Source organism: Flavisolibacter tropicus (genome assembly GCF_001644645.1).
GTDB lineage: Bacteria > Bacteroidota > Bacteroidia > Chitinophagales > Chitinophagaceae > Flavisolibacter > Flavisolibacter tropicus.
This window is the reverse complement of the sequence record NZ_CP011390.1, coordinates 697,044-719,189: the sequence shown is the minus strand read 5'-3', so window position 1 is coordinate 719,189 and position 22,146 is coordinate 697,044. Positions and strand designations below refer to the sequence as shown.

Genomic DNA, 22,146 nt, shown 5'->3' with positions numbered 1-22,146 from the left:
GTGTGTTGTTTAAAATTTATAAAGTCAGACTGTAGCCTTGACGATATTCTCTTTTAATATATTGGTTAACGTCGTCGAGATTCGTCACTTTCATAGCGTCTTTATCCCAAAGCAGCTTGATATTACGACCAGGATAATTAAAACCTTTACCATCTGTTTTTGGACGTTTTACATCATAAGCCCTTATAGCCAGATTGGCCATTAGTAAAGCTTCGGTTAAAGGCCCCCCAGTTTCAAAAGGAGCACTTACTTGCTTATTACCATAACCCGCCAGACAAGCTTCCACCCATTGCGCATAATGTCCTTCAGCGCCTCCGGGTACGCGCTCATAGCGTTGTTTCACTTTTACCTGAGCTGTTTTGCTGGTAGGTAATAATTGTGGATTTGCCCCATAAGTACTGCACATCATTTTACCTTTTGTTCCAATAAACAAGGTACCATTACCACCATCTCCAAACAATTCATTCGCGCCCAATTCTTCGGGGCGTTCAGGCTGTATACCACCGTCCATCCAGTGCAGTGTAACACGATCCTTTGTTTTGGGTGTTTTTGGAAAATTCATAGTAATGTGACTGGAAGGAGGGAAGCTTTCTGGAAATTCGCCACGCTTAAACTCATCAACATATACGGCACCGACACTGGCTTGTACATCATTGATATATTGAAGGCCTAACACTCTAAAGGCAGGTTCTACTATATGACAGCCCATATCGCCCAAAGCTCCTGTGCCATAATCCCACCAGCCACGCCAATTAAAAGGAACCAGTTTTTCTACGTAATCCTTATAAGGGGCTGTTCCAAGCCATAAGTCCCAGTTCAGACCCTGAGGCACTGGTGCTTTTGCTGAAGGCCAGGGAATGCCTTGTGGCCACACAGGGCGGTTTGTCCAACAATAAACCGTGTGTACATTACCAATAACTCCCGCATCGTACCATTCCATTAATTGGCGTACGCCATCGCCAGAGGCACCTTGATTTCCCATTTGGGTAACCACTTTATAGCGTTTAGCAGCTTCCGTTAGTATGCGGGCCTCGTATATATCGTGTGTTAATGGCTTTTGTACATAAACATGCTTACCCAATTGCATAGCGGCAAGGGTAGGAGCTGCGTGGTTATGATCTGGTGTGGAGACAGAGACGGCATCGAAATTTTTAGCTTCCTTATCCAATAGCTCACGCCAATCCTGGTAATACTTGGCTTTAGGAAATGCCTTAACAGAATTTGCAGCCCGGCGGTCATCTACATCGCAGAGGAAGGCAATATCGGCCTTGCCACTTTTAGAAAAGCTCATGATGTCGCTTTCTCCTTTGCCACCAACACCAATACCAGCAATCAACAATCTATCACTTGGTGCAATAAAACCTTTACCGAGTACATGGCGGGGCACGATAAAGAAACCGGCAGCGGTTATAGCTGTGTTGCGTATAAAACTACGCCTTGATGCATTATGGTCTGCTGTAAGGGCTTTTTCCTCCATATTAAAGGTTTTGTTTTTTTAGTTCTTTTACTGCGAAATCACAAGCACGCGCTGTTAATGCCATATAGGTCAAAGAAGGGTTCACACAAGCAGCTGAAGTCATGCATGCACCATCAGTTACAAAAACATTCTTGGCATCCCATACCTGGTTCCACTCGTTTAGAACAGAAGATTTAGGATCGCGCCCCATGCGTGCAGTTCCCATCTCATGGATACCGCGTCCCATGGTGCCGTCGCCATTACGTTCATAAACCCCTTTTACACCTGCTTTGGTTAGCATTTCAACGGCGTCTGCTATCATATCCTTACGCATTTTGAGTTCATTCTCTTTTAACTCGCAGTCGATAGCCAAGACGGGTAAACCCCATTTGTCCTTCTTTGTTTTATCTAGGGAAACTTTATTATCATGATAAGGCAGAATCTCTCCAAAGCCACCAATACCAAATGTCCAGCGACCAGGTTCAGTTATTGCTTCTTTGAATTCGGCACCAATGCTGAATTCTGCAACTTCGCGTCCCCAACCTTCACGGTTTGCACCACCCTGATAACCAAAACCGCGTAGATAGTCGCGTTTATCTCCAAACAGGTTTTGATAGCGGGGGATATAAATTCCATTCGGTCGTTTACCGTAATAATATTTGTCTTCATAACCTTCAACCCAGCCGCCGGCGCCAACTCCCAGGTGGTGATCCATAAGGTTATGGCCCAATGAACCACTAGAGCTTCCTAAACCTCCCGGCCAGATATCTGTAGCTGAGTTCATTAAGATCCAAGTGGTATTTAATGTAGAAGCATTTAAAAAAACGATCTTAGAAAAGTAATCGTAGGTCTTATTGGTCTCGGCATCTAATACACGAACTCCTTTTGCTTTCTTCGTGTTTTTGTCATAGAGCACTTCTGTAACAATAGAAAAAGGGCGAAGCGTAAGGTTGCCCGTTTTCAATGCGGCGGGCAGTGTAGCCGATTGTGTACTAAAGTATCCGCCGAATGGACAACCATTCCAGCATTTATTTCTGTATTGGCAATTGGTACGATTTTGCTCAGGACGCGGTTGCGTAATATTAGCTGTACGGCCAATGATCATTGATCTTTTACCACTATACTGTTGCTTAATACGAGCAGCAACATCCTTCTCCACGCAATTCATCTCCATGGCAGGTAAGAAATTCCCGTCTGGCAATTGGGGCAACCCTTCCATAGAACCACTAATACCGGCGAAACCTTCTGCGTAGGTGTACCAAGGGTCAATGTCTTTATAACGAATGGGCCAGTCTGTAGCAATTCCATCTTTGGCATTGGCTTCAAAATCGATATCGCTCCAACGGTAACTTTGGCGCCCCCAAAGTAAAGAGCGTCCACCTACCTGGTAACCTCTAAACCAATCAAAACGTTTGACCTCTGTATAGGGGCAATCCTTATCGGAAGCCCACCAGTCGAGATTCACTTCGTTCAGTGGATAATCGCGTTTCAAAACAGGATAATCCTTAATCATCTGCTGCGTACGACCACCGCGGTGTGGATACTCCCAAGGATTTTTATTGGTGTTTACATAATCCTTTACATGTTCAATATTTTTTCCTCTTTCCAAGAGTAAAACTTTTAGTCCTTTCTCAGTCAGTTCTTTAGCAGCCCAACCTCCACTAATTCCGGATCCTACTACAATGGCGTCGAAAGTGTTTTCAGGCATACGTGTACGTTTTTATTTTATGAGTTCTGTATATTTAAACTAATTCTAAATAACCTCAGTAAAAGGTAAATCTTCTAGACACTACAAATTTGGATGGCCTTTTTAAGTGCGGCGATTTTAGCAGTAGCATCTGCTCCAGTAGGACTGAACTCCTGCGCTACATAACCTTTAAAACCTGTGTCTGCAATTGCTTTCATGATAGCAGGATAGTATAACTCCTGGCTTTCATCAATTTCATGTCGACCAGGTACCCCTGCCGTATGATAGTGCCCTATGCAATCATGATTATTCTGAATGGTTCGAATAACATCGCCTTCATTGATCTGCATATGATAGATATCGTAGAGCAATTTGAAGTTAGGTGAGCCAATTTGTTTACAGAGTTCAACGCCCCAGGGTGAATGATCGCACATGTAGTCTTTATGGTCCACCTTGCTATTCAATAATTCCATGTGGATGATCACACCGCGCTTCTCGGCCTGGCTCATAAGTTTTTTTAATCCCTCTGCGCAGTTCTGTAAGCCTGTTTCATCATCCATGCCTTTGCGGTTGCCACTAAAGCAAATCAAGTTGGTGTAACCGGCATCTGCAACCAGATCGATATGCGTTTGATAGTTCTTTAAAAGCGTAGAATGGTTTTGTTTATTATTCCAGCCTTCTGTAAGACTAATTTCTGCCCCATTGCACATGGAGGAGTGTATACCGTATTTCTTTAGTGTGGGCCAGTCTTTGGGGCCAACAAGATCGATTGCCGAAAAGCTAAGGGTATTAACCGTTTTACAGAGCTCTTCAAGTGAAAGGAAGCCGTATGTCCAGCGACAAACAGAATGCTTGATGCGGCCACTTGAATTAGCCGGTGAGGTGCTGTTACGTGGTGCACAAAAAGCATTGAATGAAGTAAAAGCCAAACCGCTAAGGGAAAGGTTACGTATCAGGTTTCGTCTATTCACAGGAGGAAGTTTTATGCGGTTTTTAGAATTTCTTTCTTATGCATTTTAACACGATTGCGCATGTATAGATTCAAAACAGTAAAGGCCAGAATGAGGACAATAGGGATTATTAATGTGACATTAATAATTTCAGGACCTGCTACTTTGCGTGCTTCACTATAGGTGTTGGCCATATCCGTGCCCGCAGCTGCATTGGCATATGCACTCATTTCAGCACCTGCAGGAAGCTTTGAAGCGATGAGGCGGTCATAATAGCCACCCATGAACGACATATAAATGGATACCGCAAACATGCCGGCCCCCCCCATAAGGTTTAAACCAACAGCACCCGTTTTAGGGAGGTTTTCAGCTACAAAACCCAACATAGTAGGCCAGAAATAACAAACGCCCATACCAAAAATGATGGCCCCAACAAACAGCATTCCCCCAGCTGAATGACCTAAAATATATAAACCAAGGGCTGAAAGGATGGCTGAAATAAGCAACACCCCCTGTGGTGAAAAGCGATGAACAACTGGTTCTGCCAAGCCGCGACCGAGCACCATGATACCTGTTTCTATTGTTAATAAAAGCAAGGCATTGTCGGTAACGTTTTTCAGTAGCACGTCTATCCATTGCCCGGTAAACAACTCTGTAATAGCAGTACCGAACATTAAAACAATCATGAAAATAAATAGCGGATTTAACAGCGATGCATACATTTCTTTGGTAGAAACACCTGCTGCAACGCGTTCTGTTACAGGAAAATGAAGCTTAGAGAAAAGATAGCCATAAATCAATGCTGGTATAAGCATAACACCTACTTGCAATTGCCATAAATTGATGGGTCCTGTGAGTGTGAATGCTTTATTGGTCAAATAAACAATTAAAGAGCCTATGACTATACCACCGGGAAACCAAAGGTGAAAGTGATTCAGTTTAGTGGTTTTGTTTTCGGGATATAATGCCGTTACCAATGGATTACAAGCCGCTTCTACTGTACCATTTGCTAAGCCTATGCATAAGGTTGAAATAAATAGACTTGAATAGCCCTTAGCAAAAACTGTAAGTATAATACCAGCTAGATGTAATAGAAAGGCCAGTACTAATAGACGTTTCATTCCTATTATATCTACTAAGAAGCCGCCAATAATAACAGCCAGTGGAAAACCCCAAAAGGCCGTGCCGGCAATACTAGCCAATTGAGAGGCTGTAAGATTAAACTCTGATCCAAGTGTGTTGAGAATGCCTGCTCTAATACCAAAGGATAGAGAGGTGACCAAGAGGGCCATGCAACTGGCAACAAATAACTGGTTACGGTTAATAGGATTCATATTTCAAACAATAAAATAGATTGACGCTGGTTTTCTCAGGAACTATTGGATTATTTAAAATACTTGCTAATGATACGTAAACGCTCAAGCAGATCGTTTACTATACTATAAAGCTTCCATTGCACGATTTCCTGTCTACGGGTATTATACTATCAGCAAGCATCGACAAGAGCTCTTAAATATAGTATCTTTTTTGGATAACAATCCACACTCTGCAGTTTAGAAAACTAAGAAATGAAAAAATCTTTCTATAACTTTCTTGCTCGATTTATACACTCAGGTGTTTACGCTTAAACCTTAACGTAACTCATGCAAACGATCAATCTTATATTATCTGCAAGTAAGTATTCCATTAATTCTAAACTTTGTGCTTACCACTATTAATACGTTTCTGCTCAAAAGCAGGTAACAATACCAGATCAAAACAGCGTTACATTTAAAAGTAAAAAGGATAGATGAATATGAAGCGAAAACTTAGGATGGGTATGATTGGTGGTGGACCAGGCGCATTTATTGGTGCCGTACACCGAACAGCAGCAACAATGGATGGTTTAATTGAATTGGTAGCTGGCGCTTTTAGTTCTGACCCCAATAAATCAAAACAAATGGGTGAGGAGCTACAATTAGCTCCGGAGCGGGTATATGGTTCATTTGAGGAATTGGTACGTAAAGAAAAGGAGTTACCTGCAGAACAGCGCATTGACTTTGTAAGCATTGTAACTCCCAATCACCTGCATTTTGAACCAGCAAAACAAGCTTTGCTAAATGGTTTTGATGTGGTGATGGATAAGCCGATGACCTTTGATCTTAGCGAAGCCAAAGAGTTACAAAAGATCGTAGCTCAGACAGGAAGATCTTTATGTCTTACACATACATACTCGGGTTACCCGATGATAAAAGAAGCACGTTATTTAGTAAATAATGGAACGATAGGTAACATCCGCAAAATATACGTTACCTACCCACAAGGCTGGCTTGCTACTTTTTTAGAAGGTTCAGAACAAAAGCAAGCTGCGTGGCGTACTGATCCATCAAAAAGCGGAATAGCTGGTGCTATGGGTGATATAGGCACTCATGCTTTTAACCTGGCAGAATATATCAGCGGCTTACGTGTAAGTGAGGTCTGTGCGGATATAAATATAGTTGTGGAAGGTAGAAGACTAGATGATGATGGAACGGTGTTGTTACGTTTTAATAATGGTGCCACCGGGGTATTAGTAGCCTCGCAGGTATTGAGCGGAGAGGAAAATAACCTGACCATAAAAGTATATGGAGATAAAGGCGGGCTGGAATGGCAACATACAGATCCTAATTCTTTAGTATTAAAATTGCCTGATGCACCTATTCAGGTATTACGTACAGGCACACCTTATGTAAGTGATATAGCAAAGCATAATACACGAACTCCATCTGGACACCCGGAAGGTTTTATTGAAGCCTTCGCCAATCATTACCGCAACTTTGCATTGAGTCTGTTAGCAATCCAGGATGGCAATAAGCCGGATACAGCATGGCTTGATTACCCAGGTGTAGAAGAAGGGGTAAGAGGAATGGCATTTATTGAAAGTGTGATAGCATCAGGAAAGTCGGAAATCAAGTGGACACCTTTTCATCTTTAATAGAAAACCCTCTATTTTCCAATTATAGTAACTTGTTTGAGCGATAATAAATTCACTATGCAAACGATCAAAGGACCCGGTATCTTTCTGGCTCAGTTCATGGATAACAAGCCTCCCTTTAATGAGTTATCCTCTATATGCAAATGGGCGAAAAGCCTTGGATTTGTAGGTGTACAGATACCCACCAATGATCCCCGATGTATTGACTTGAAAAAGGCTGCTGAAAGTAAAACCTATGCAGATGAATTTAAGGGGATTGTAAATGAAGCGGGCTTGGTCGTAACCGAGTTAGCCACCCATTTACAAGGTCAGTTAGTGGCGGTTCACCCCGCCTACGATGTTTTATTTGATGGCTTTGCCCCTGAAGAAGTAAGAGGAAATGCCAAAGCCCGCACTGAGTGGGCAGTGCAACAATTAAAATATGCAGCCAAGGCTTCAGAAAATCTAGGATTGAATGCTTGTCCAACATTTAGTGGATCCCTGTTATGGCACACGGCTTTTCCCTGGCCACAGCGCCCAGCTGGTTTAGTAGAAGAAGGATTTACAGAACTGGCCCGCCGATGGCAACCTATATTAGATGAATTTGATAAACATGGGGTAGACCTTTGTTATGAGATACATCCTGGGGAAGACCTGTTTGATGGCGTTACTTATGAGATGTTCCTGGAAAAAGTAAATCATCACTCGCGTGCTTGCCTGTTATATGATCCTTCTCATTTTGTATTGCAGCAGTTAGATTACCTGACCTATATTGATTATTACCATGAGCGCATTAAAGCCTTTCATGTAAAAGATGCGGAGTTTAATCCTACAGGCAAGCAAGGAGTATTTGGAGGCTACCAAAGCTGGCTAAACCGGGCAGGAAGGTATCGATCGCCGGGTGATGGGCAAGTAGACTTTAAAGGCGTCTTTAGCAAGCTAACGCAATATGGTTATAAAGGTTGGGCTGTGATGGAGTGGGAGTGCTGCATTAAACACCCTGAAGTAGGCGCAAAAGAAGGTGCCGAATTTATTAAAAAGCATATCATACCTGTAACCGAAAAGGCATTTGATGACTTTGCAGCGGTGAGTAAAGATGAAGTGCTTAATAAAAAGATCTTAGGAATCATTTAAAATTGTAAAGCAAAACCAATAGAAAGATGAAAAAGACATTGATCATTTTTTCGTTTGTAGGTCTCATTGCCAGTTGTGGAAGTAATGAAAACAAAACGACGGATAAGTCGACCAGTTCAGAGTCGACTTCAACGGAAGCGCCTGCTGATCCGGAGGTGGAAAAGGGCTTGGCTCTTGTAGGGAAAAGCGACTGCCTTACCTGCCATAAGATTCTAGACAATGCCACGGGCCCTGCGTATCAGGCTATTGCTGAGCGTTATAAAGACAAGCCTGGATCTGTAGATAGTCTGGCGCATAAAGTAATCAAAGGGGGCTCGGGTAATTGGGGAACTATTCCCATGACTCCACATCCTGCTATTTCAGAGGAGGATGCTAAGGCTATGGTCAAATATGTATTGTCACTTAAAAAATAAACCATGTACAAACTGCTCTTAATCATAATGGCGAGCTCAATAATGGCTTGTCATTCGTCTAAAAAAGCCACTATGGATTCAACTTCTTCACCATCTGAAAACTCTGGATGGATTACACTCTTTGACGGACGTGACCTAAATGGTTGGCACTCCTATGGTAAGAGTACACCTGGGGCTGCCTGGAAAATATCAGACAATGCTATTTACCTTGATAAATCCAATAAAGAGGCGGGTGGGGACCTGGTAACCAATGAAGAATTTGAAAACTTTGACTTAAAGCTGGAGTGGAAAATTTCTCCGAAAGGTAATAGCGGTATTATCTTTTATATAAATGAAGATACGAAGTATACTAGCACTTGGAATACGGGTCCAGAGATGCAAGTGTTGGATAATGGCACAGAAAGCCAGGATGGTCACCCCGATGCCAAGATTACAAAACACAGAGCTGGCGATCTTTATGATCTTATCACCTCCAAAGAAGCTATAAAGCCGGTAGGTGAGTGGAATGAAGTAGAAGTTATTGCCAATAAAGGCAAGCTTGACTTCTATATGAATGGTCAGCATACACTATCGACTACCATGTGGGATGACCAATGGAGAAGTATGATTGCAGGAAGCAAGTTTAAGGATATGCCTGCCTTTGGCACCTTTAAAAAGGGAAAGATTGCCTTACAGGATCATGGCGATAATGTTTGGTACCGGAATATTCGGATCAAGCGTTTGTAGTGTCTTATTCCAAAAAGAAAGTTTCAAAAAATACGAGGGGATAACCAATAATGGTAATGATACATTATTTGTTATCCCTTCATATTATTATTCAGTTTACTATAGACGTAAATGAGTCAATAGTCAGGAGTGAATGGTCAATAGTGAGTGGTGAGTAATGAGTGATGAATAATGAGTCAGTAGAGAACCTTTACTGAATGTATATAGGAGGATGGTAGGAGGAGTAGAGAAGGATATCCTCTATAACTCCTCTGTAAGTGTCTACGGATTAGCAGGATTTGTAATGGATGAGTGGAAAGTTGACTTTAAAATATAAGTTGTCTTATTTATTTTACGTTTTAACCTCAACAACCGGGAGAGATATTTATACTTTTTCCAGTATACCCATAACTGAGGAATAACGAAAGCTTTATAAATCTAAAAACATGTATTACATTAAGGCTACTAAAATACTTACCCTAATAGTAGGTTGCTTATGAGTAAAATAAAAGTTGCCATCACCCTTTTGTTTAATGCCTGGGTTGTTATGTCTTGCAACAACAATACAAATTATTCAAATAACAGTGCTACTAAGAATATGGAGAATAATGTAAATCAAACAAGTACTCTTGTTCCAGACAGAAAAGGATTTATAGACACAATAGATGGAAAGCCAACAGATTTGTTTATCCTTAAAAACAATCAAGGACTAACACTCGCCATTACGAATTACGGCGGGCGTTTTGTTAGTTTATTGGTGCATGATAAAGATGGAAAGTTGCGCGATGTAGTGGTTGGATTCAACAGCGTTGCCGACTATGTCAACTCAACAGAAGCCTATTTTGGTGCTACTATTGGACGTTTTGGCAATCGTATTGCTAATAGCCAATTTTCGTTGGATGGGAAAGAATATAAGCTGTTTACAAACAATGGCCCCAACACCTTGCATGGTGGCAAAAAAGGGTATCAGGCAGTGGTATGGGACGCGCATCAACTCAATGATTCTACTTTAGAGTTGACCTATCTTTCTAAGGATGGCGAAGAGGGGTTTCCGGGTAATTTGAATGTAAAGGTTACTTATGGCCTAACAGACAACAATGAAGTGACAATGAACTATGAAGCCACGACTGATAAAAAGACCATCGTCAACCTTACCAATCATGCCTTTTTCAATCTTAATGGAGAGGGTAGTGGTACCGTCAATAATCACCTTCTTCAAATTAATGCTGACCAATTCACTCCTGTTGATTCTACGTTGATTCCAACAGGCAAACTGGAGCCAGTTGCAGGTACGCCCTTCGATTTTACAAAACTTACAGCTATAGGCTCAAGGCTTGATACCGCAAGTAATACACAATTAAAATATGGTAATGGATACGACCACAATTTTGTATTGAAAGGTAATAACGGTTCTATTAAACACGCCGCAACGGCTATTGGTGATCAATCCGGTATCGTGATGGATGTGTATACCCAAGAGCCGGGTATACAGTTTTATGGTGGCAATTTCATGCAATCCAAAAACACGTTTAAAGGAGGAAGCAAAGATGACTTCCGTACTGCTTTTTGTTTGGAAACACAACATTTTCCGGATGCGCCCAATCAGCCTACATTCCCTAGCACAATACTTAATCCTGGACAAACTTATAAAACATCATCTATTTACAAGTTTTCAGTTAGAAACCAATAACATCTCAGTATAGAACTTCCTATGCAGTTAACAAAGATGTAGACCTCATAAACAAAGCTTATTTATGAAGCAATTGATAAACACTTTATTCCTAATAATGTTGTTTCCAATTTGCTCGTGGAGTCAACAACTTGTATTACGCGGCGATTATCCCGATCCTTCAGTTGTAAAAATTGGAGATACTTATTGGGCCACTGCTACTACTTCGAATTGGGCTCCAGCCTTTCCCATTCTCAAATCTAAAGATCTTATAAACTGGCAAGTTGTATCTAATGTTTTTACCAACTTGCCCCAATGGGCAGATTACTACTTCTGGGCACCTGAAATATCTTACGATAACAACAAAGTGTATATATATTACTCCGCACATAAAAAAGGTGGTAATCTCTGTATAGGTGTAGCCAGCGCCGATCAACCAGAAGGTCCTTATACAGATCTTGGCCCTATCATGTGCCAGGAAGTTGGTTCGATAGATGCCTTTCCCATGAGAGATAATGATGGAAAGCTTTATTTAGTTTGGAAAGAAGATGGCAACAGTGTAAAAAAGCCTACCTCTATTTGGGCAATGGAGATGAAAGAAGATCGAACTGGACTAATAGGTGAAAAGAAAGAGCTTTTCCATAATTCCGTTCCTTGGGAAGGCAATTTGGTTGAAGGTGTTTCTATGATACGTCATGGCGATTATATCTATGCCTTTTATGCTGCCAATGGTTGCTGTGGCGGTGCTTGTACCTATGCTACAGGTATTGCCCGCTCAAAGAGTCTATTAGGGCCATGGGAAAAATATTCCGGGAACCCCATTTTAGTGGGAGGGGGAGAATGGATATGCCCTGGACACGGAACTCCTGTTGCAAAAGAGGGCAAACATTATTTCCTCTTTCATGCGTACAACAAGGCTAGCAGTGTTTATACAGGTAGACAAGGATTACTAATTGAATATACCATTACACCCGATAGCTGGATAAAGTTTGTAAAACCGTCTGAACCAAAACCAAATGCCCCATTATATAAAAGCTCGTATGATTTTATAAACGAAAAAATGGCTACTCATTGGCAATGGAGTGTGTTTGAAAAGCCGCAATTTACCTTTAAGGGAAGTGCATTGTATTTATCGGCTTCACCTTCCTATCCCGGATCTTTTATTGGCCATAAAACCATTTCTGGTAATTATACTGCCACTACAACAGTGAGTGTACAGAAAGCCTCAGCGGCTACAGGCATAGGTTTAATTGGCGATGAGAAAAATGTCATTTCGCTTTATTACGATAAAGGCAAGCTGCTAATTGTACAAATTAAAGGCGGCAAAAAATCTACTTTAATAAGCCGAAGCCTTTCTAATACCCAAAGCCTTACAATGGGTGTGCAGGTTAGAGAAGGCAAGAACATTACATTCCTTTATAGTCCTTCCGGTAAAGATCTCAAAAAGCTAAATCTTACACCAATCAATGGTTCCTACCTGCCTCCTTGGGATAGAGCCGTAAGAGTAGGACTTTTTGCAAAAGGCGATAGCACACGGGTAGGCGTATTTGACAACTTTGAATTAAAGAACAAGTAATGGCTTGTTTATGTAACTTTCGGGCTAGTCCTTATTACTCCAACAAATAAACCTTATGAATCTTCAGATAATTGACTACCTCATTATTGTCATCTACTTTGTTTTTGTGATCGGCATTGGCGTCCTGTTAAAACGGCGGGTAAAAACCGGCAATGACTTCCTCATGAGCAATCGCAATATTCCCTTGTGGATTGCGTCGCTGGCTTTCATTTCTGCTAACTTGGGAGCCCAGGAAGTATTGGGTATGGCTGCCAATGGGGCCAAATATGGTATGTACACCACCCACTTTTATTGGTTGGGTGCTGCCTTTGCCATGATCTTCCTGGGAATATTTATGATGCCCTTTTATTATGGCAGTAAGGCCCGCTCAGTACCGGAATATTTAAAGCTGCGTTTTGATGAAAAGACCCGAACGTTCAATGCCGTTTCTTTTGCCGCCATGACCGTTTTTTCATCCGGCGTTTCCTTATATGCCTTGGCTCTCTTAATGGAAGTCATATTAGGGTGGGATTTTAACGTCTCCATCTGGTTGGCCGCGGGTATTGTATTAGTCTATACCTACCTGGGCGGACTTACTAGTGCCGTCTATAATGAAGTACTTCAGTTCTTCTTAATTGTACTAGGTATACTTCCAATCGTAATCATAGGTATAGATCGTGCTGGTGGCTGGGAAGGCATCATGCAAAATGTAGACAACGCTAAATTACATTTATGGAAAGGCATGGCCAGCCCCTCTACCAACCCTATGGGGGTAGATGCGTTTAGCCTAGTATTTGGCCTAGGGTTCGTTCTTGCCTTTGGCTATTGGTGTACCGACTTCCTGGTGGTACAGCGTGCTATGATCACCCGCAACTTAAATGAAGCCCAACGCACACCTATCATTGCGGCTGTCCCTAAGATCTTAATGCCAATCGTTGTGATCTTACCCGGTATCATACTATTGGCTCTACAAAAAGGTTCAGACAGTTATGCGTTACCAACCGATGCCAGCGGTAGTGTCAACTACAACATGGCCTTACCCGTAATGCTGCAAAATCTTTATCCTAGTGGTATCCTTGGAGTGGGTATAACTGCATTAATTGCTTCTTTTATGTCAGGAATGGCGGGAAATGTAACAGCCTTTAACACCGTTTGGACTTTTGACATCTACCAGTCGCACATCCGCCGCAATGCTTCGGAACGCCATTACCTCATGGTAGGTAAGGCTACCACTGTTGTGGGTATTCTAATTTCTGTTGCCACCGCCTATGTAGCCCGCGGGTTCAATAGCATTATGGATTTGCTACAATTGGTTTTCTCTTTTGTAAACGCTCCGCTCTTTGCTACTTTCTTTTTAGGTATGTTCTGGAAGCGCACTACCGCCAATGGCGCCTTCTGGGGATTGGTTTCCGGTACTGCAGCTGCAGCGCTTACGCATGGTTTGACCGTTGCTGAAGGAAAAGGCGGTTGGATCACTAATGTCCATGAGTTCTATTCCGGCACCAGCCAGGCGTTCAACATTGCAGGTATTGCTTTCCTTGTTTGTTTTATTATAACAGTACTGGTAAGCTTGTTTACCCGCCCTAAAAAGGATGATGAACTGATAGGCCTGGTTTATAGCCTTACCCCTAAACAAACCGATAAAGCCAAAGTCTGGTATAAGAACCCCCTCTGGTTAGGTATAACTGTATTAGTAATTACGACCATCCTTAATATTATTTTCTATTAAATTGAGTAACATGCAAAAACGCTTATTGGACTTACGTTTTGTTATAGGACTGTTCTTTACCATTATCGGCTTGTTACTGTTAGTATACAGTTTTTTTGCTACCACACAATTAGAAACAGGCGAAAGCATAAATCGGTATACCGGCCTTGTTTTATTAGCCTTTGGTGTTTTCATGATCATCCTTTCTCAACGTAAAGAAGGATATGATGAATTAGTAGAAGAACCGCCAAGAGATTAAGGATAATTAAGTCTAGATTTTTTTTAACAAGTATCTATTTAAATAAAAGAGCCTTTGCCATAAAGCAAAGGCTCTTTTATTATTGAAACTTTATTTCTACGATTATGAGAACAAATAAGCAATATCATCTTCACTCAAGGCTTTTACAAACCCTTCATCTTCTGAAACTAGCTCCTCAGCTAATTGTTTTTTACGATTTTGTAGTTCAATGATCTTCTCTTCAATAGTATTCTTACAGATCAACTTGTATGAAAATACATTCTTGGTTTGCCCTATGCGATAGGTACGATCTATAGCCTGCTGTTCTACAGCTGTATTCCACCATGGATCAAACAAGAACACATAATCTGCGGCCGTTAAGGTAAGGCCGGTATTACCTGCTTTTAAGCTGATAAAGAATAGACTTGGTGCATTCCCATTTTCCTGGAAGTTATTGACCATCTGCATCCGCTTTTCTGCCGGCGTTTGGCCATCCAGCAGGTAGTAGGAAATACCTTTCTTTTCACAAGCCCTGGCTAGCAATTGCAGCATGCTGCTGAACTGGGAGAATACCAATACCCGATGACGGCCTAATAAGTTCGACAGCTCCTCTAGTAACATTTCTGTTTTGGTAGATTCTGTACAGCCCTGTTGTTCATCCAATGGCAACAATTGCGGATCATTGCAGATCTGGCGCAACTTAAGCAGTCCTTGTAACACTGCTAACTTTGATTTACCCAAACCATTCGTTTGTATATCGCCCAATAAGCGAGTGCGTATCTGATCTTTCACCTCATTATATAATTCCTCTTGTCTGGGTCCCATTTTACACCAAAGAACAGACTCCGTTTTTTCAGGAAGATCTTTGGCTACTTGCTCTTTTGTTCTACGAAGAATAAAAGGAGCAGTTAATCGCTGCAAAGCCTTGATCTTGTATTCATCACCATAGCGATCAATGGCATCAGCATACTCGCGCTTAAAGAATTCACGCGTACCAAACAAACCGGGAAGGGAATAGTTTAATTGAGAATACAAATCAAATGTATTGTTTACAACAGGTGTACCGCTTAGTGCAATACGGATAGTAGCGGGTATTTCCTGTACTAGGCGAGTGATCTGCGCCGCTGGGTTTTTAATATGATGACTTTCATCCAATACAGCCACACCAAACTCCTGAGATAATAATATATCGCTATTGCTGCGCAAGGTGCCATAGCTGGTAATTAGTACTTGTGCACTGACAATTGAAGCGTTGTCGCTGCGATTTGTTCCATGAATGACTTCTACCTTCAAACTGCTGGCAAACTTCTGCAATTCTTGCTGCCAATTGTAGATCAAAGAGGTAGGACAAACAATTAAATGTTTGGTTTGCGGATATTGCTCGCAATACCAGGCCAGGAAGCAAATAGTTTGTAAGGTCTTACCCAATCCCATATCATCAGCTAAGCAGCCACCAGCACCAATATCAGCCAGCAATGCCAGCCACTCAAATCCTTTTTGCTGATAAGGGCGTAATGTAGCAGATATGCTTTGAGGAAGACTATAAACTGGTTCAGTACCTGTTTGCCAACGTTGCCATTTCTGCCACCAACTTTCATTTACTAAATTGCCTAATATTGGCTTCGCATCTTCTGTTCCAGATTCAGGTATGGCCAGGAATTTCGATACTACGATTTCACTGCCTTTAACCGTTCCATGCTTTATAATGGCCGCATGTTGACGCAACCAATCATCACTCAACATACCCAGGCTGCCATCTTTTAATACAATGGCACGTTGGCCAGCATATAAGGTCTTTTGCAGCTGCGTTAAGGATATCTTTTCTTTTCCAAAAGAAACAGCCACTTGTAAGTGTACAAAACTGCCTTGTTCCTTTTGAATGCTAACAACCGTTTCAGCCTGATGTGCCGAATATTTAAAATGCTGAAGTAAATCCATACCAGCTACTTCAATATCCATTTCCAGCAGCTTATAATACGACTTAATAAACCATTGCTTTTTCTGCGCTTCAGCAAAGGGCAGGTAGTAGTAACCGTTAAACTGATTAGTAAAGTTGGTATGCAACGCTACTAAAGCTTTCAGAAAATCTTGCTCTGTGGCTTTATGTCGTGCAATACGAATCCGCTCCCCATTTAATGTCGTTTCATAAGTATCCTTCCAGGGGCCGTCTACAGTTACGCCATCGTATAACCATTGGGGCGTGATCATCAGAAACGAATTGTTCAATTCGGAAAGCATTACCCGGCAAACAGGTATGGCTTCCACCTGCTTTTCTTCAAATAAGCCATTCCGGTTTACAGAATAATCACTCTCCAGGCGTCCTATTACATGTTCTGTAAAAGCTGCGGGGTCATTGGCATATTGCTTTGCCTCCGGCTGTTCCAACCATTGTATAGTTTGACTATCCTTATAAGCAAGTAAATAGTATGTATTGTCTTTTTCCAAAAAGAAGGTATGCCTAACAAAGTCAGCCAAATTATGCGGCTGATCATCTATCACCACCCACGCTTGTATTCCAAGTCCATTTTCATCTTTGATAACATCAAAGCGCAACCGTGCTTTTGTTAAGTGAAAGGAACAAGGTAATGTTTGATATCTTGGATTTTCAGGCTTACGTATTTTATGGTACCATTTTACATCAGTGAAGTATGGCCGCAAATCCAAAAACAACTGGTGAAAATGCCGGTGCAAGGCATTAGTTAAAAACTGCTGACCAGAAATACCAGCCTTTTGTTTGGCAAAACGCTGTTCAATGCTTTGCCTTAATTCACTAATAGCCTCAGATTGAAACTTCAATAACAATACCTTGGCATCTTGTGTAAGAGAGGGGAAATTTTTATATACTTCCTGCCGATTCAGATCGCCAGTTGTATAGTCAATTCCTTTCGTGGACTTATTGATCTGCAAAGACTGCAGCACTTGATAATTCCGATGGAATTCTTCAGGCGTAAATAATAAGACAACCTTGGTGTCTTTTTTCTCAAGCAGCGTTCCGTTCATGGGTTAATACAGGATAAGATTCAATGAGTTTTTCAAAAAAAGGGTAGCAAATGTAACGGGAAAAATAATCGCCCAATAGCTTCTTTTATAAAACGGATAGTTGTTGCCAATGTAATTCCGTAAACTCAGTAAGACTACTTAATTGCAAATCGGCTAACACATATTTAGGATTAGAGTTATTATGCGGCTCCGGTACCACTACCACCTTCATGCGAGCCGATTTGGCAGCGATCATGCCATTAATAGAATCTTCAAAGGCCAGGCAGGAGAGAGGGGAGGAACCCAAAGCTTCAGCACAGGATAAATAAACGGCCGGGTTGGGTTTACCGTAAGCTTCAAATTCAGCAGAATAAAGACCATCAAAATAGCCTTCCAACTGAAAATGTTGTAAGGAGGCCTTTATCAATCGCATAGGCGATGAAGACGCCAGACCCATTTTGACATTCTTGGCTTTAAAAAACGATAATATTTCATGCGTTCCAGGCATAATAGTAGCAGAAGCAATGATCTTTTCTATTACCAGATCTACAATATCATCGGCAATTTCATCCTGGCTTACATTCTTCCAATCAAAATAGCGGTGCCAGAAATGAACAACTTCAATGGTTCGCAGCCCGGTAGTCTTACTGGCCAGTTCTTTAGTAAGGCTTACCCCTTGCTTTTCAAATACTTCCTGCATAGCCTCAAACCAAAGTGGTTCAGAATCAATCAATAAGCCATCCATATCAAAAATCACTGTATCCAGCATCCATCTCTCTATTTAGGGCCGCAAAGATAGCCTATGAGCCGTTTTTTATCTATAAATAAAACTCACAAATTTATTTACCAGCCCTTACCACTTTAAGGGAGTTACAGTGGACACACAAAGGATTTATCAGGTAAAAACTGATGATTTCTTTTACTATTCCTTCAGCAGACATTTACTAAAGTGCCGCACATTCGCAACCAATTAATAAACATTCACCACAAACCTTTTCTTACTCCTTGTAGCACACTTATTCGAGCCTTCTTCGAGACTCCTTCGGGCCGTTTCGAAGAATTCCCGAACAATTCCCGAACAAGTCCCGAAGCAATCACCCGCTTAAGACGACGATGGGTACAATGATTTCTTAAATAAGGGTAGAAAAGCAAAAAGTAAGGTGAATACAACCTAAAATCTTCAAATTATAAATCTTTAAATAGGAAATTTTAAACTTCTGATTCCCCATTTCATCAGCTAATCTTCCCATTAGCTAATCAGCTAATTAGTTTTTCCTTCTTTTCTGTTGATAACCAATCGAACATCCTATATTATATTCCCTTATTTTTGCGACCAAATTCCGTAAAGGGTGGCAACAAAATTTACAAAAGAGACCTATCTGTACTGGTATGAACTGATGCAATTGATTCGTCAGTTCGAGTTAATGGCTGAAGAGAAATACAAAATGGAAGGAAAGATCCGTGGCTTTTTCCATGCCTACGTAGGGCAGGAAGCTATTGCGGCTGGCTGTATGACGGCTACCCGCCCAGAAGATCCTTTCATTACCGCTTACCGCGACCACGGTTTGGCTATTGCCAAGGGTATTTCGGTAAACTCTTGTATGGCTGAGCTTTATGGCAAAGCCACAGGCTGTGCTAAAGGAAAGGGTGGTAGTATGCACTTCTTTGGTAAAGAGCAGGCTTTTTATGGCGGTCATGGTATTGTAGGTGCCCAAATTGGTACCGGTGCTGGTTTAGCCTTTGCTGAAAAGTATAAAGGCACTGATAATGTGTGCTTAACCTACTTTGGCGATGGTGCTGCCCGCCAGGGTATGCTGCATGAAACATTCAACCTGGCTATGCTTTGGCAACTGCCAGTGATCTTCATCTGCGAGAACAATAACTACGCAATGGGTACCTCTATTAAGCGTACCTCTAATATTACTGATATCTTTAAGTTGGCCGATGGTTACGACATGCCATCTGATGTAGTAGATGGTATGAGCCCAGAATCAGTTCATGAAGGTGTTAGCCGTGCCGTGAAAAGAGCTCGTGAAGGTGGTGGCCCTACTTTATTAGAAATCAAAACGTATCGTTATAAAGGTCACTCTATCTCTGACCCTCAGAAATACCGTACAAAGGAAGAGGTAGAAGAGTATAAAGGAAAAGACCCTATTACCGCAATTTTAGAAACCATTAAGAAAAATAAGTTCGCAACGGACGATGAAATCGCAGAAATTAACAGAAGGGTAGACCAAGCTGTTGCAGAAAGCGTGAAATTTGCGGAAGAATCACCATGGCCTAATGACGACGAGGTACTAAAAGACGTATACGTTGATCAGAACTATCCATTCATTGTAGATTAAAACCACCAATAAACTATCCTTTCAATGGCTGAAACAAAAACAGTATCCCGCCCGGTTGAACAAAATCAGGAAACAGAGGCGGTGGATCGTGCAAAAGACTTTTGGAGTCGTTACAACCGCCCCATTACCATTGCGGCATTGGCTATTATCTTAGTAGGCGGTGGTTACCTGGCTTACAAGAACTTCGTTCAGAAGCCTAACGAGCAAAAAGCGGCTGAAGCAATTTTTAAAGCTGAAGAATACTATCGCTTAGACTCTTTCCGCTTGGCTTTAAATGGCGATGGCGTTAACCAAGGCTTTGTAAAACTGGCCGACAAATACTCTGGTACAAAAGCTGGTAACCTGGCTAAGTTCTATGCTGGTGCTTCTTATTTGCAAGTAGGCGACGCTGCTAATGCAGTAAAATTCTTAAACGACTTTAGCTCAGATGCCAAGCAAATTCAAGCCAGAGCTTACAAGTTGTTAGGTGATGCTTACGCAGAACAAGGCAAGAACAATGACGCTTTAAGTAATTACAAGAAAGCAGCTCATCATTTTGAAAAAGATGAAGCCAACTCATCTGACTACCTGTTCATGGCAGCTTACTTTGCAGCTCGCGTAGTTAATGATCAGAAACAAGCTGTTGAATTATTCAAAGAATTAAAGCAAAAATTCCCTCGTACAGAGAAAGGTTTTGAAGCTGATAAATTCTTAGCACAATTAGGAGAATATAAATAATAAGGCTCAAGGATAAAGAAACAAGGCGCAAGAAGATGTCTAAACAGTTAGAAGAGCGTTTTTCAACATACGCGATCGATGTTAGAGATTTTTGCAGAGCCTTAAAATGGGATGTAATTAATATACAGTATATACGTCAAGTTATCCGTTCAAGTGGTTCAATTGGAGCAAACTATATTGAAGCATCTGATGATTTAGGCAAGCTGGATGAAAAAATGAAAATAAAGATTTCCAGAAGGGAAGCAAAAGAAACGGTTTATTGGTTGGGCTTAGTTTTAACTTATGACAATCTGGACCTAACCGATAAACAGACTAAGTTAATTGATGAAGGTAACCAGATCAGAAAGATCTTATCTGCTATTCTGAATAAATTGAACTAAGACCTTGTACCTTGACTCTTAAATCTTGAACCTTTCTACTTTCTATGGCACAAATAGCTAATAGTACCTTATTACAAACAGAGGGCATCCCACAAATAAAGGATGCCCTCGTTGTTCTTGTGAAAACAGAATGGAATGCAGCCATTATCAACGAATTGGAAAACGGCTGCTTACGTATCCTTCACGAACAAGGCATTCATACAAAGACAATTGTAGTCCCTGGCGCTGTTGAAATTCCTTTTGCTATCCAGCACTATCACAAAGAAGCCAAAAAGAAAGAAAAGGCTGATGCCTTTATTGCTTTAGGCTGTGTGATAAAAGGCGATACGCCGCACTTTGACTACGTTTGCCAATCAATAACACAAGGCATTACTCAACTGAATGTAACCTTAGATGTTCCCTCCATTTTTGGTGTATTAACGGTCAATACGCAAGAACAAGCAGAGGAGCGCATTGGTGGTATACATGGTCATAAAGGAGAGGAAGCAGCTATTACAGCGCTGAAAATGATAGCCTTAAGCCGTTTATTGAAAAAGGATAAATAAAATGAACGTACAATTATTTGTGCCTTGTTTCGTAGACCAGCTCTATCCGGAAACGCCTTTCAATATGATAAAGGTGTTGGAAAAAGCAGGGTGCAAAATCACCTATAATCCTAACCAAACCTGCTGTGGTCAACCAGCTTTCAATGCTGGCTTTTGGGATGAATCGCGCGAGGTTTGTACTAAGTTCTTAAAGGACTTCAACCCCGATCAATACATAGTTGCTCCCAGCGCCTCATGTGTTGGCTTTGTTCGCAACTATTATAGTAAACTCTTTCAGGACTCTTCTTTACATCATGAAGTAGCTGCTCTTAGTAAAAACATTTTTGAGTTTACCGACTTCATGGTCAACATTCTAAAAGTTACAGATGTAGGCGCCTCCCTGAATGGCAAGGCCACTTATCATGATTCCTGTGCGGCTTTACGTGAATGTAAGATCAAGAATGAGCCACGCCAACTTCTGGCCAATGTAAAAGGCTTAGAGCTGACTGAAATGAATGATGTTGAAACCTGCTGTGGCTTTGGCGGCACCTTCGCCGTAAAGTTTGAGCCTATTTCCATAGCCATGGGAGAACAAAAAGTAGAAAATGCCCTGGCTACCGAAGCGCAATACCTCATATCTACTGATCTTTCCTGCCTCATGCACTTAGGTGGCTATATCAAAGGCAAAAACTATTCAATTAAGCCTCTGCATATTGCTGATGTGTTGGCAAATGGATGGTAACCCCCTGTCCCC

At 41.4% G+C, this 22,146-nt stretch carries 19 protein-coding genes; 13 read left to right on the top strand and 6 right to left on the bottom strand.

Annotation, left to right across the window (positions count from 1 at the left end; genetic code table 11):
- Positions 1–16 precede the first annotated feature (16 nt).
- From SY85_RS02935 to SY85_RS02920, 4 genes are all read right to left on the bottom strand, one after another.
- Positions 17–1,477: a Gfo/Idh/MocA family protein gene (locus SY85_RS02935; RefSeq protein WP_066401730.1), complete on the bottom strand. Its 1,461-nt coding sequence runs from the start codon at positions 1,475–1,477 to the stop codon at positions 17–19.
- A gap of 1 nt (position 1,478) precedes the next feature.
- Positions 1,479–3,164: a GMC oxidoreductase gene (locus tag SY85_RS02930; RefSeq protein WP_066401729.1), complete on the bottom strand. Its 1,686-nt coding sequence runs from the start codon at positions 3,162–3,164 to the stop codon at positions 1,479–1,481.
- A gap of 74 nt (positions 3,165–3,238) precedes the next feature.
- Positions 3,239–4,114, bottom strand: a complete 876-nt coding sequence (locus SY85_RS02925; protein ID WP_066401728.1) for a hydroxypyruvate isomerase family protein — start codon at positions 4,112–4,114, stop codon at positions 3,239–3,241.
- A gap of 11 nt (positions 4,115–4,125) precedes the next feature.
- Complete coding sequence (locus SY85_RS02920) at positions 4,126–5,427, bottom strand: MFS transporter (protein ID WP_066401727.1); 1,302 nt, start codon at positions 5,425–5,427, stop codon at positions 4,126–4,128.
- Positions 5,428–5,888: 461 nt separating this feature from the next.
- Here SY85_RS02920 and SY85_RS02915 point away from each other — a divergent pair, with 461 nt between their 5' ends.
- The 8 genes from SY85_RS02915 (at position 5,889) to SY85_RS02880 (ending at position 14,468) form a co-directional block, all read left to right on the top strand.
- The gene (locus SY85_RS02915) at positions 5,889–7,046 is read left to right on the top strand and encodes a Gfo/Idh/MocA family protein (RefSeq protein ID WP_226998980.1); all 1,158 of its coding nucleotides are present in this window, start codon (positions 5,889–5,891) and stop codon (positions 7,044–7,046) included.
- 57 nt (positions 7,047–7,103) lie between these two features.
- The gene (locus SY85_RS02910) at positions 7,104–8,159 is read left to right on the top strand and encodes a sugar phosphate isomerase/epimerase family protein (protein ID WP_066401725.1); all 1,056 of its coding nucleotides are present in this window, start codon (positions 7,104–7,106) and stop codon (positions 8,157–8,159) included.
- Between the two features lie 26 nt (positions 8,160–8,185).
- Positions 8,186–8,572, top strand: a complete 387-nt coding sequence (locus SY85_RS25305) for a c-type cytochrome (protein ID WP_066401724.1) — start codon at positions 8,186–8,188, stop codon at positions 8,570–8,572.
- A 3-nt stretch (positions 8,573–8,575) separates the two neighbouring features.
- A complete protein-coding gene (locus SY85_RS25300) occupies positions 8,576–9,298 on the top strand; it encodes a 3-keto-disaccharide hydrolase (protein WP_066401723.1) in 723 nt (240 codons plus the stop codon).
- Positions 9,299–9,773: 475 nt separating this feature from the next.
- Positions 9,774–10,967, top strand: a complete 1,194-nt coding sequence (locus tag SY85_RS02895; RefSeq protein ID WP_066401722.1) for an aldose epimerase family protein — start codon at positions 9,774–9,776, stop codon at positions 10,965–10,967.
- A gap of 64 nt (positions 10,968–11,031) precedes the next feature.
- A complete protein-coding gene (locus SY85_RS02890; protein ID WP_066401721.1) occupies positions 11,032–12,522 on the top strand; it encodes a family 43 glycosylhydrolase in 1,491 nt (496 codons plus the stop codon).
- Positions 12,523–12,577: 55 nt separating this feature from the next.
- Positions 12,578–14,230, top strand: coding sequence for a sodium:solute symporter family protein (locus tag SY85_RS02885; protein WP_066401720.1), 1,653 nt, complete (start codon positions 12,578–12,580; stop codon positions 14,228–14,230).
- 10 nt (positions 14,231–14,240) lie between these two features.
- Positions 14,241–14,468, top strand: coding sequence for a hypothetical protein (locus SY85_RS02880; RefSeq protein WP_066401719.1), 228 nt, complete (start codon positions 14,241–14,243; stop codon positions 14,466–14,468).
- A gap of 102 nt (positions 14,469–14,570) precedes the next feature.
- Here the strand turns inward: SY85_RS02880 and SY85_RS02875 are convergent, their stop codons facing one another.
- Positions 14,571–17,447: a DEAD/DEAH box helicase gene (locus SY85_RS02875; protein WP_066401718.1), complete on the bottom strand. Its 2,877-nt coding sequence runs from the start codon at positions 17,445–17,447 to the stop codon at positions 14,571–14,573.
- 85 nt (positions 17,448–17,532) lie between these two features.
- Complete coding sequence (hxpB, locus tag SY85_RS02870; protein ID WP_066401717.1) at positions 17,533–18,195, bottom strand: hexitol phosphatase HxpB; 663 nt, start codon at positions 18,193–18,195, stop codon at positions 17,533–17,535.
- Positions 18,196–18,775: 580 nt separating this feature from the next.
- Here hxpB and pdhA point away from each other — a divergent pair.
- The 5 genes from pdhA to SY85_RS02845 are packed head-to-tail and all read left to right on the top strand — an operon-like array spanning position 18,776 to position 22,134.
- Positions 18,776–19,771 (top strand): pyruvate dehydrogenase (acetyl-transferring) E1 component subunit alpha, encoded by a 996-nt coding sequence (gene pdhA, locus SY85_RS02865; protein WP_066401716.1) that lies wholly within the window; start codon positions 18,776–18,778, stop codon positions 19,769–19,771.
- A gap of 24 nt (positions 19,772–19,795) precedes the next feature.
- Positions 19,796–20,488 carry a tetratricopeptide repeat protein gene (locus SY85_RS02860; RefSeq protein WP_066401715.1) on the top strand — a complete coding sequence of 231 codons (693 nt, stop codon included), beginning with the start codon at positions 19,796–19,798 and terminating at the stop codon, positions 20,486–20,488.
- Between the two features lie 35 nt (positions 20,489–20,523).
- A complete protein-coding gene (locus tag SY85_RS02855; RefSeq protein WP_066401714.1) occupies positions 20,524–20,868 on the top strand; it encodes a four helix bundle protein in 345 nt (114 codons plus the stop codon).
- A gap of 44 nt (positions 20,869–20,912) precedes the next feature.
- The gene (gene ribH / locus SY85_RS02850) at positions 20,913–21,413 is read left to right on the top strand and encodes a 6,7-dimethyl-8-ribityllumazine synthase (protein ID WP_066401713.1); all 501 of its coding nucleotides are present in this window, start codon (positions 20,913–20,915) and stop codon (positions 21,411–21,413) included.
- A gap of 1 nt (position 21,414) precedes the next feature.
- Complete coding sequence (locus tag SY85_RS02845; RefSeq protein ID WP_066401712.1) at positions 21,415–22,134, top strand: (Fe-S)-binding protein; 720 nt, start codon at positions 21,415–21,417, stop codon at positions 22,132–22,134.
- Positions 22,135–22,146: the final 12 nt, after the last annotated feature.

Bases quoted from the DNA above. Each gene is read 5' to 3' on its own strand.
- SY85_RS02860 (WP_066401715.1), top strand. From the start codon at position 19,796: ATGGCTGAAACAAAAACAGTATCCCGCCCGGTTGAACAAAATCAGGAA.
- SY85_RS02930 (WP_066401729.1), bottom strand. From the start codon at position 3,164: ATGCCTGAAAACACTTTCGACGCCATTGTAGTAGGATCCGGAATTAGT.
- SY85_RS25300 (WP_066401723.1), top strand. From the start codon at position 8,576: ATGTACAAACTGCTCTTAATCATAATGGCGAGCTCAATAATGGCTTGT.
- SY85_RS02890 (WP_066401721.1), top strand. From the start codon at position 11,032: ATGAAGCAATTGATAAACACTTTATTCCTAATAATGTTGTTTCCAATT.
- ribH (WP_066401713.1), top strand. From the start codon at position 20,913: ATGGCACAAATAGCTAATAGTACCTTATTACAAACAGAGGGCATCCCA.
- SY85_RS02885 (WP_066401720.1), top strand. From the start codon at position 12,578: ATGAATCTTCAGATAATTGACTACCTCATTATTGTCATCTACTTTGTT.
- SY85_RS02855 (WP_066401714.1), top strand. From the start codon at position 20,524: ATGTCTAAACAGTTAGAAGAGCGTTTTTCAACATACGCGATCGATGTT.
- SY85_RS25305 (WP_066401724.1), top strand. From the start codon at position 8,186: ATGAAAAAGACATTGATCATTTTTTCGTTTGTAGGTCTCATTGCCAGT.
- SY85_RS02920 (WP_066401727.1), bottom strand. From the start codon at position 5,427: ATGAATCCTATTAACCGTAACCAGTTATTTGTTGCCAGTTGCATGGCC.
- SY85_RS02845 (WP_066401712.1), top strand. From the start codon at position 21,415: ATGAACGTACAATTATTTGTGCCTTGTTTCGTAGACCAGCTCTATCCG.
- hxpB (WP_066401717.1), bottom strand. From the start codon at position 18,195: ATGCTGGATACAGTGATTTTTGATATGGATGGCTTATTGATTGATTCT.
- SY85_RS02915 (WP_226998980.1), top strand. From the start codon at position 5,889: ATGAAGCGAAAACTTAGGATGGGTATGATTGGTGGTGGACCAGGCGCA.
- SY85_RS02935 (WP_066401730.1), bottom strand. From the start codon at position 1,477: ATGGAGGAAAAAGCCCTTACAGCAGACCATAATGCATCAAGGCGTAGT.
- SY85_RS02910 (WP_066401725.1), top strand. From the start codon at position 7,104: ATGCAAACGATCAAAGGACCCGGTATCTTTCTGGCTCAGTTCATGGAT.
- SY85_RS02875 (WP_066401718.1), bottom strand. From the start codon at position 17,447: ATGAACGGAACGCTGCTTGAGAAAAAAGACACCAAGGTTGTCTTATTA.
- SY85_RS02880 (WP_066401719.1), top strand. From the start codon at position 14,241: ATGCAAAAACGCTTATTGGACTTACGTTTTGTTATAGGACTGTTCTTT.
- SY85_RS02895 (WP_066401722.1), top strand. From the start codon at position 9,774: ATGAGTAAAATAAAAGTTGCCATCACCCTTTTGTTTAATGCCTGGGTT.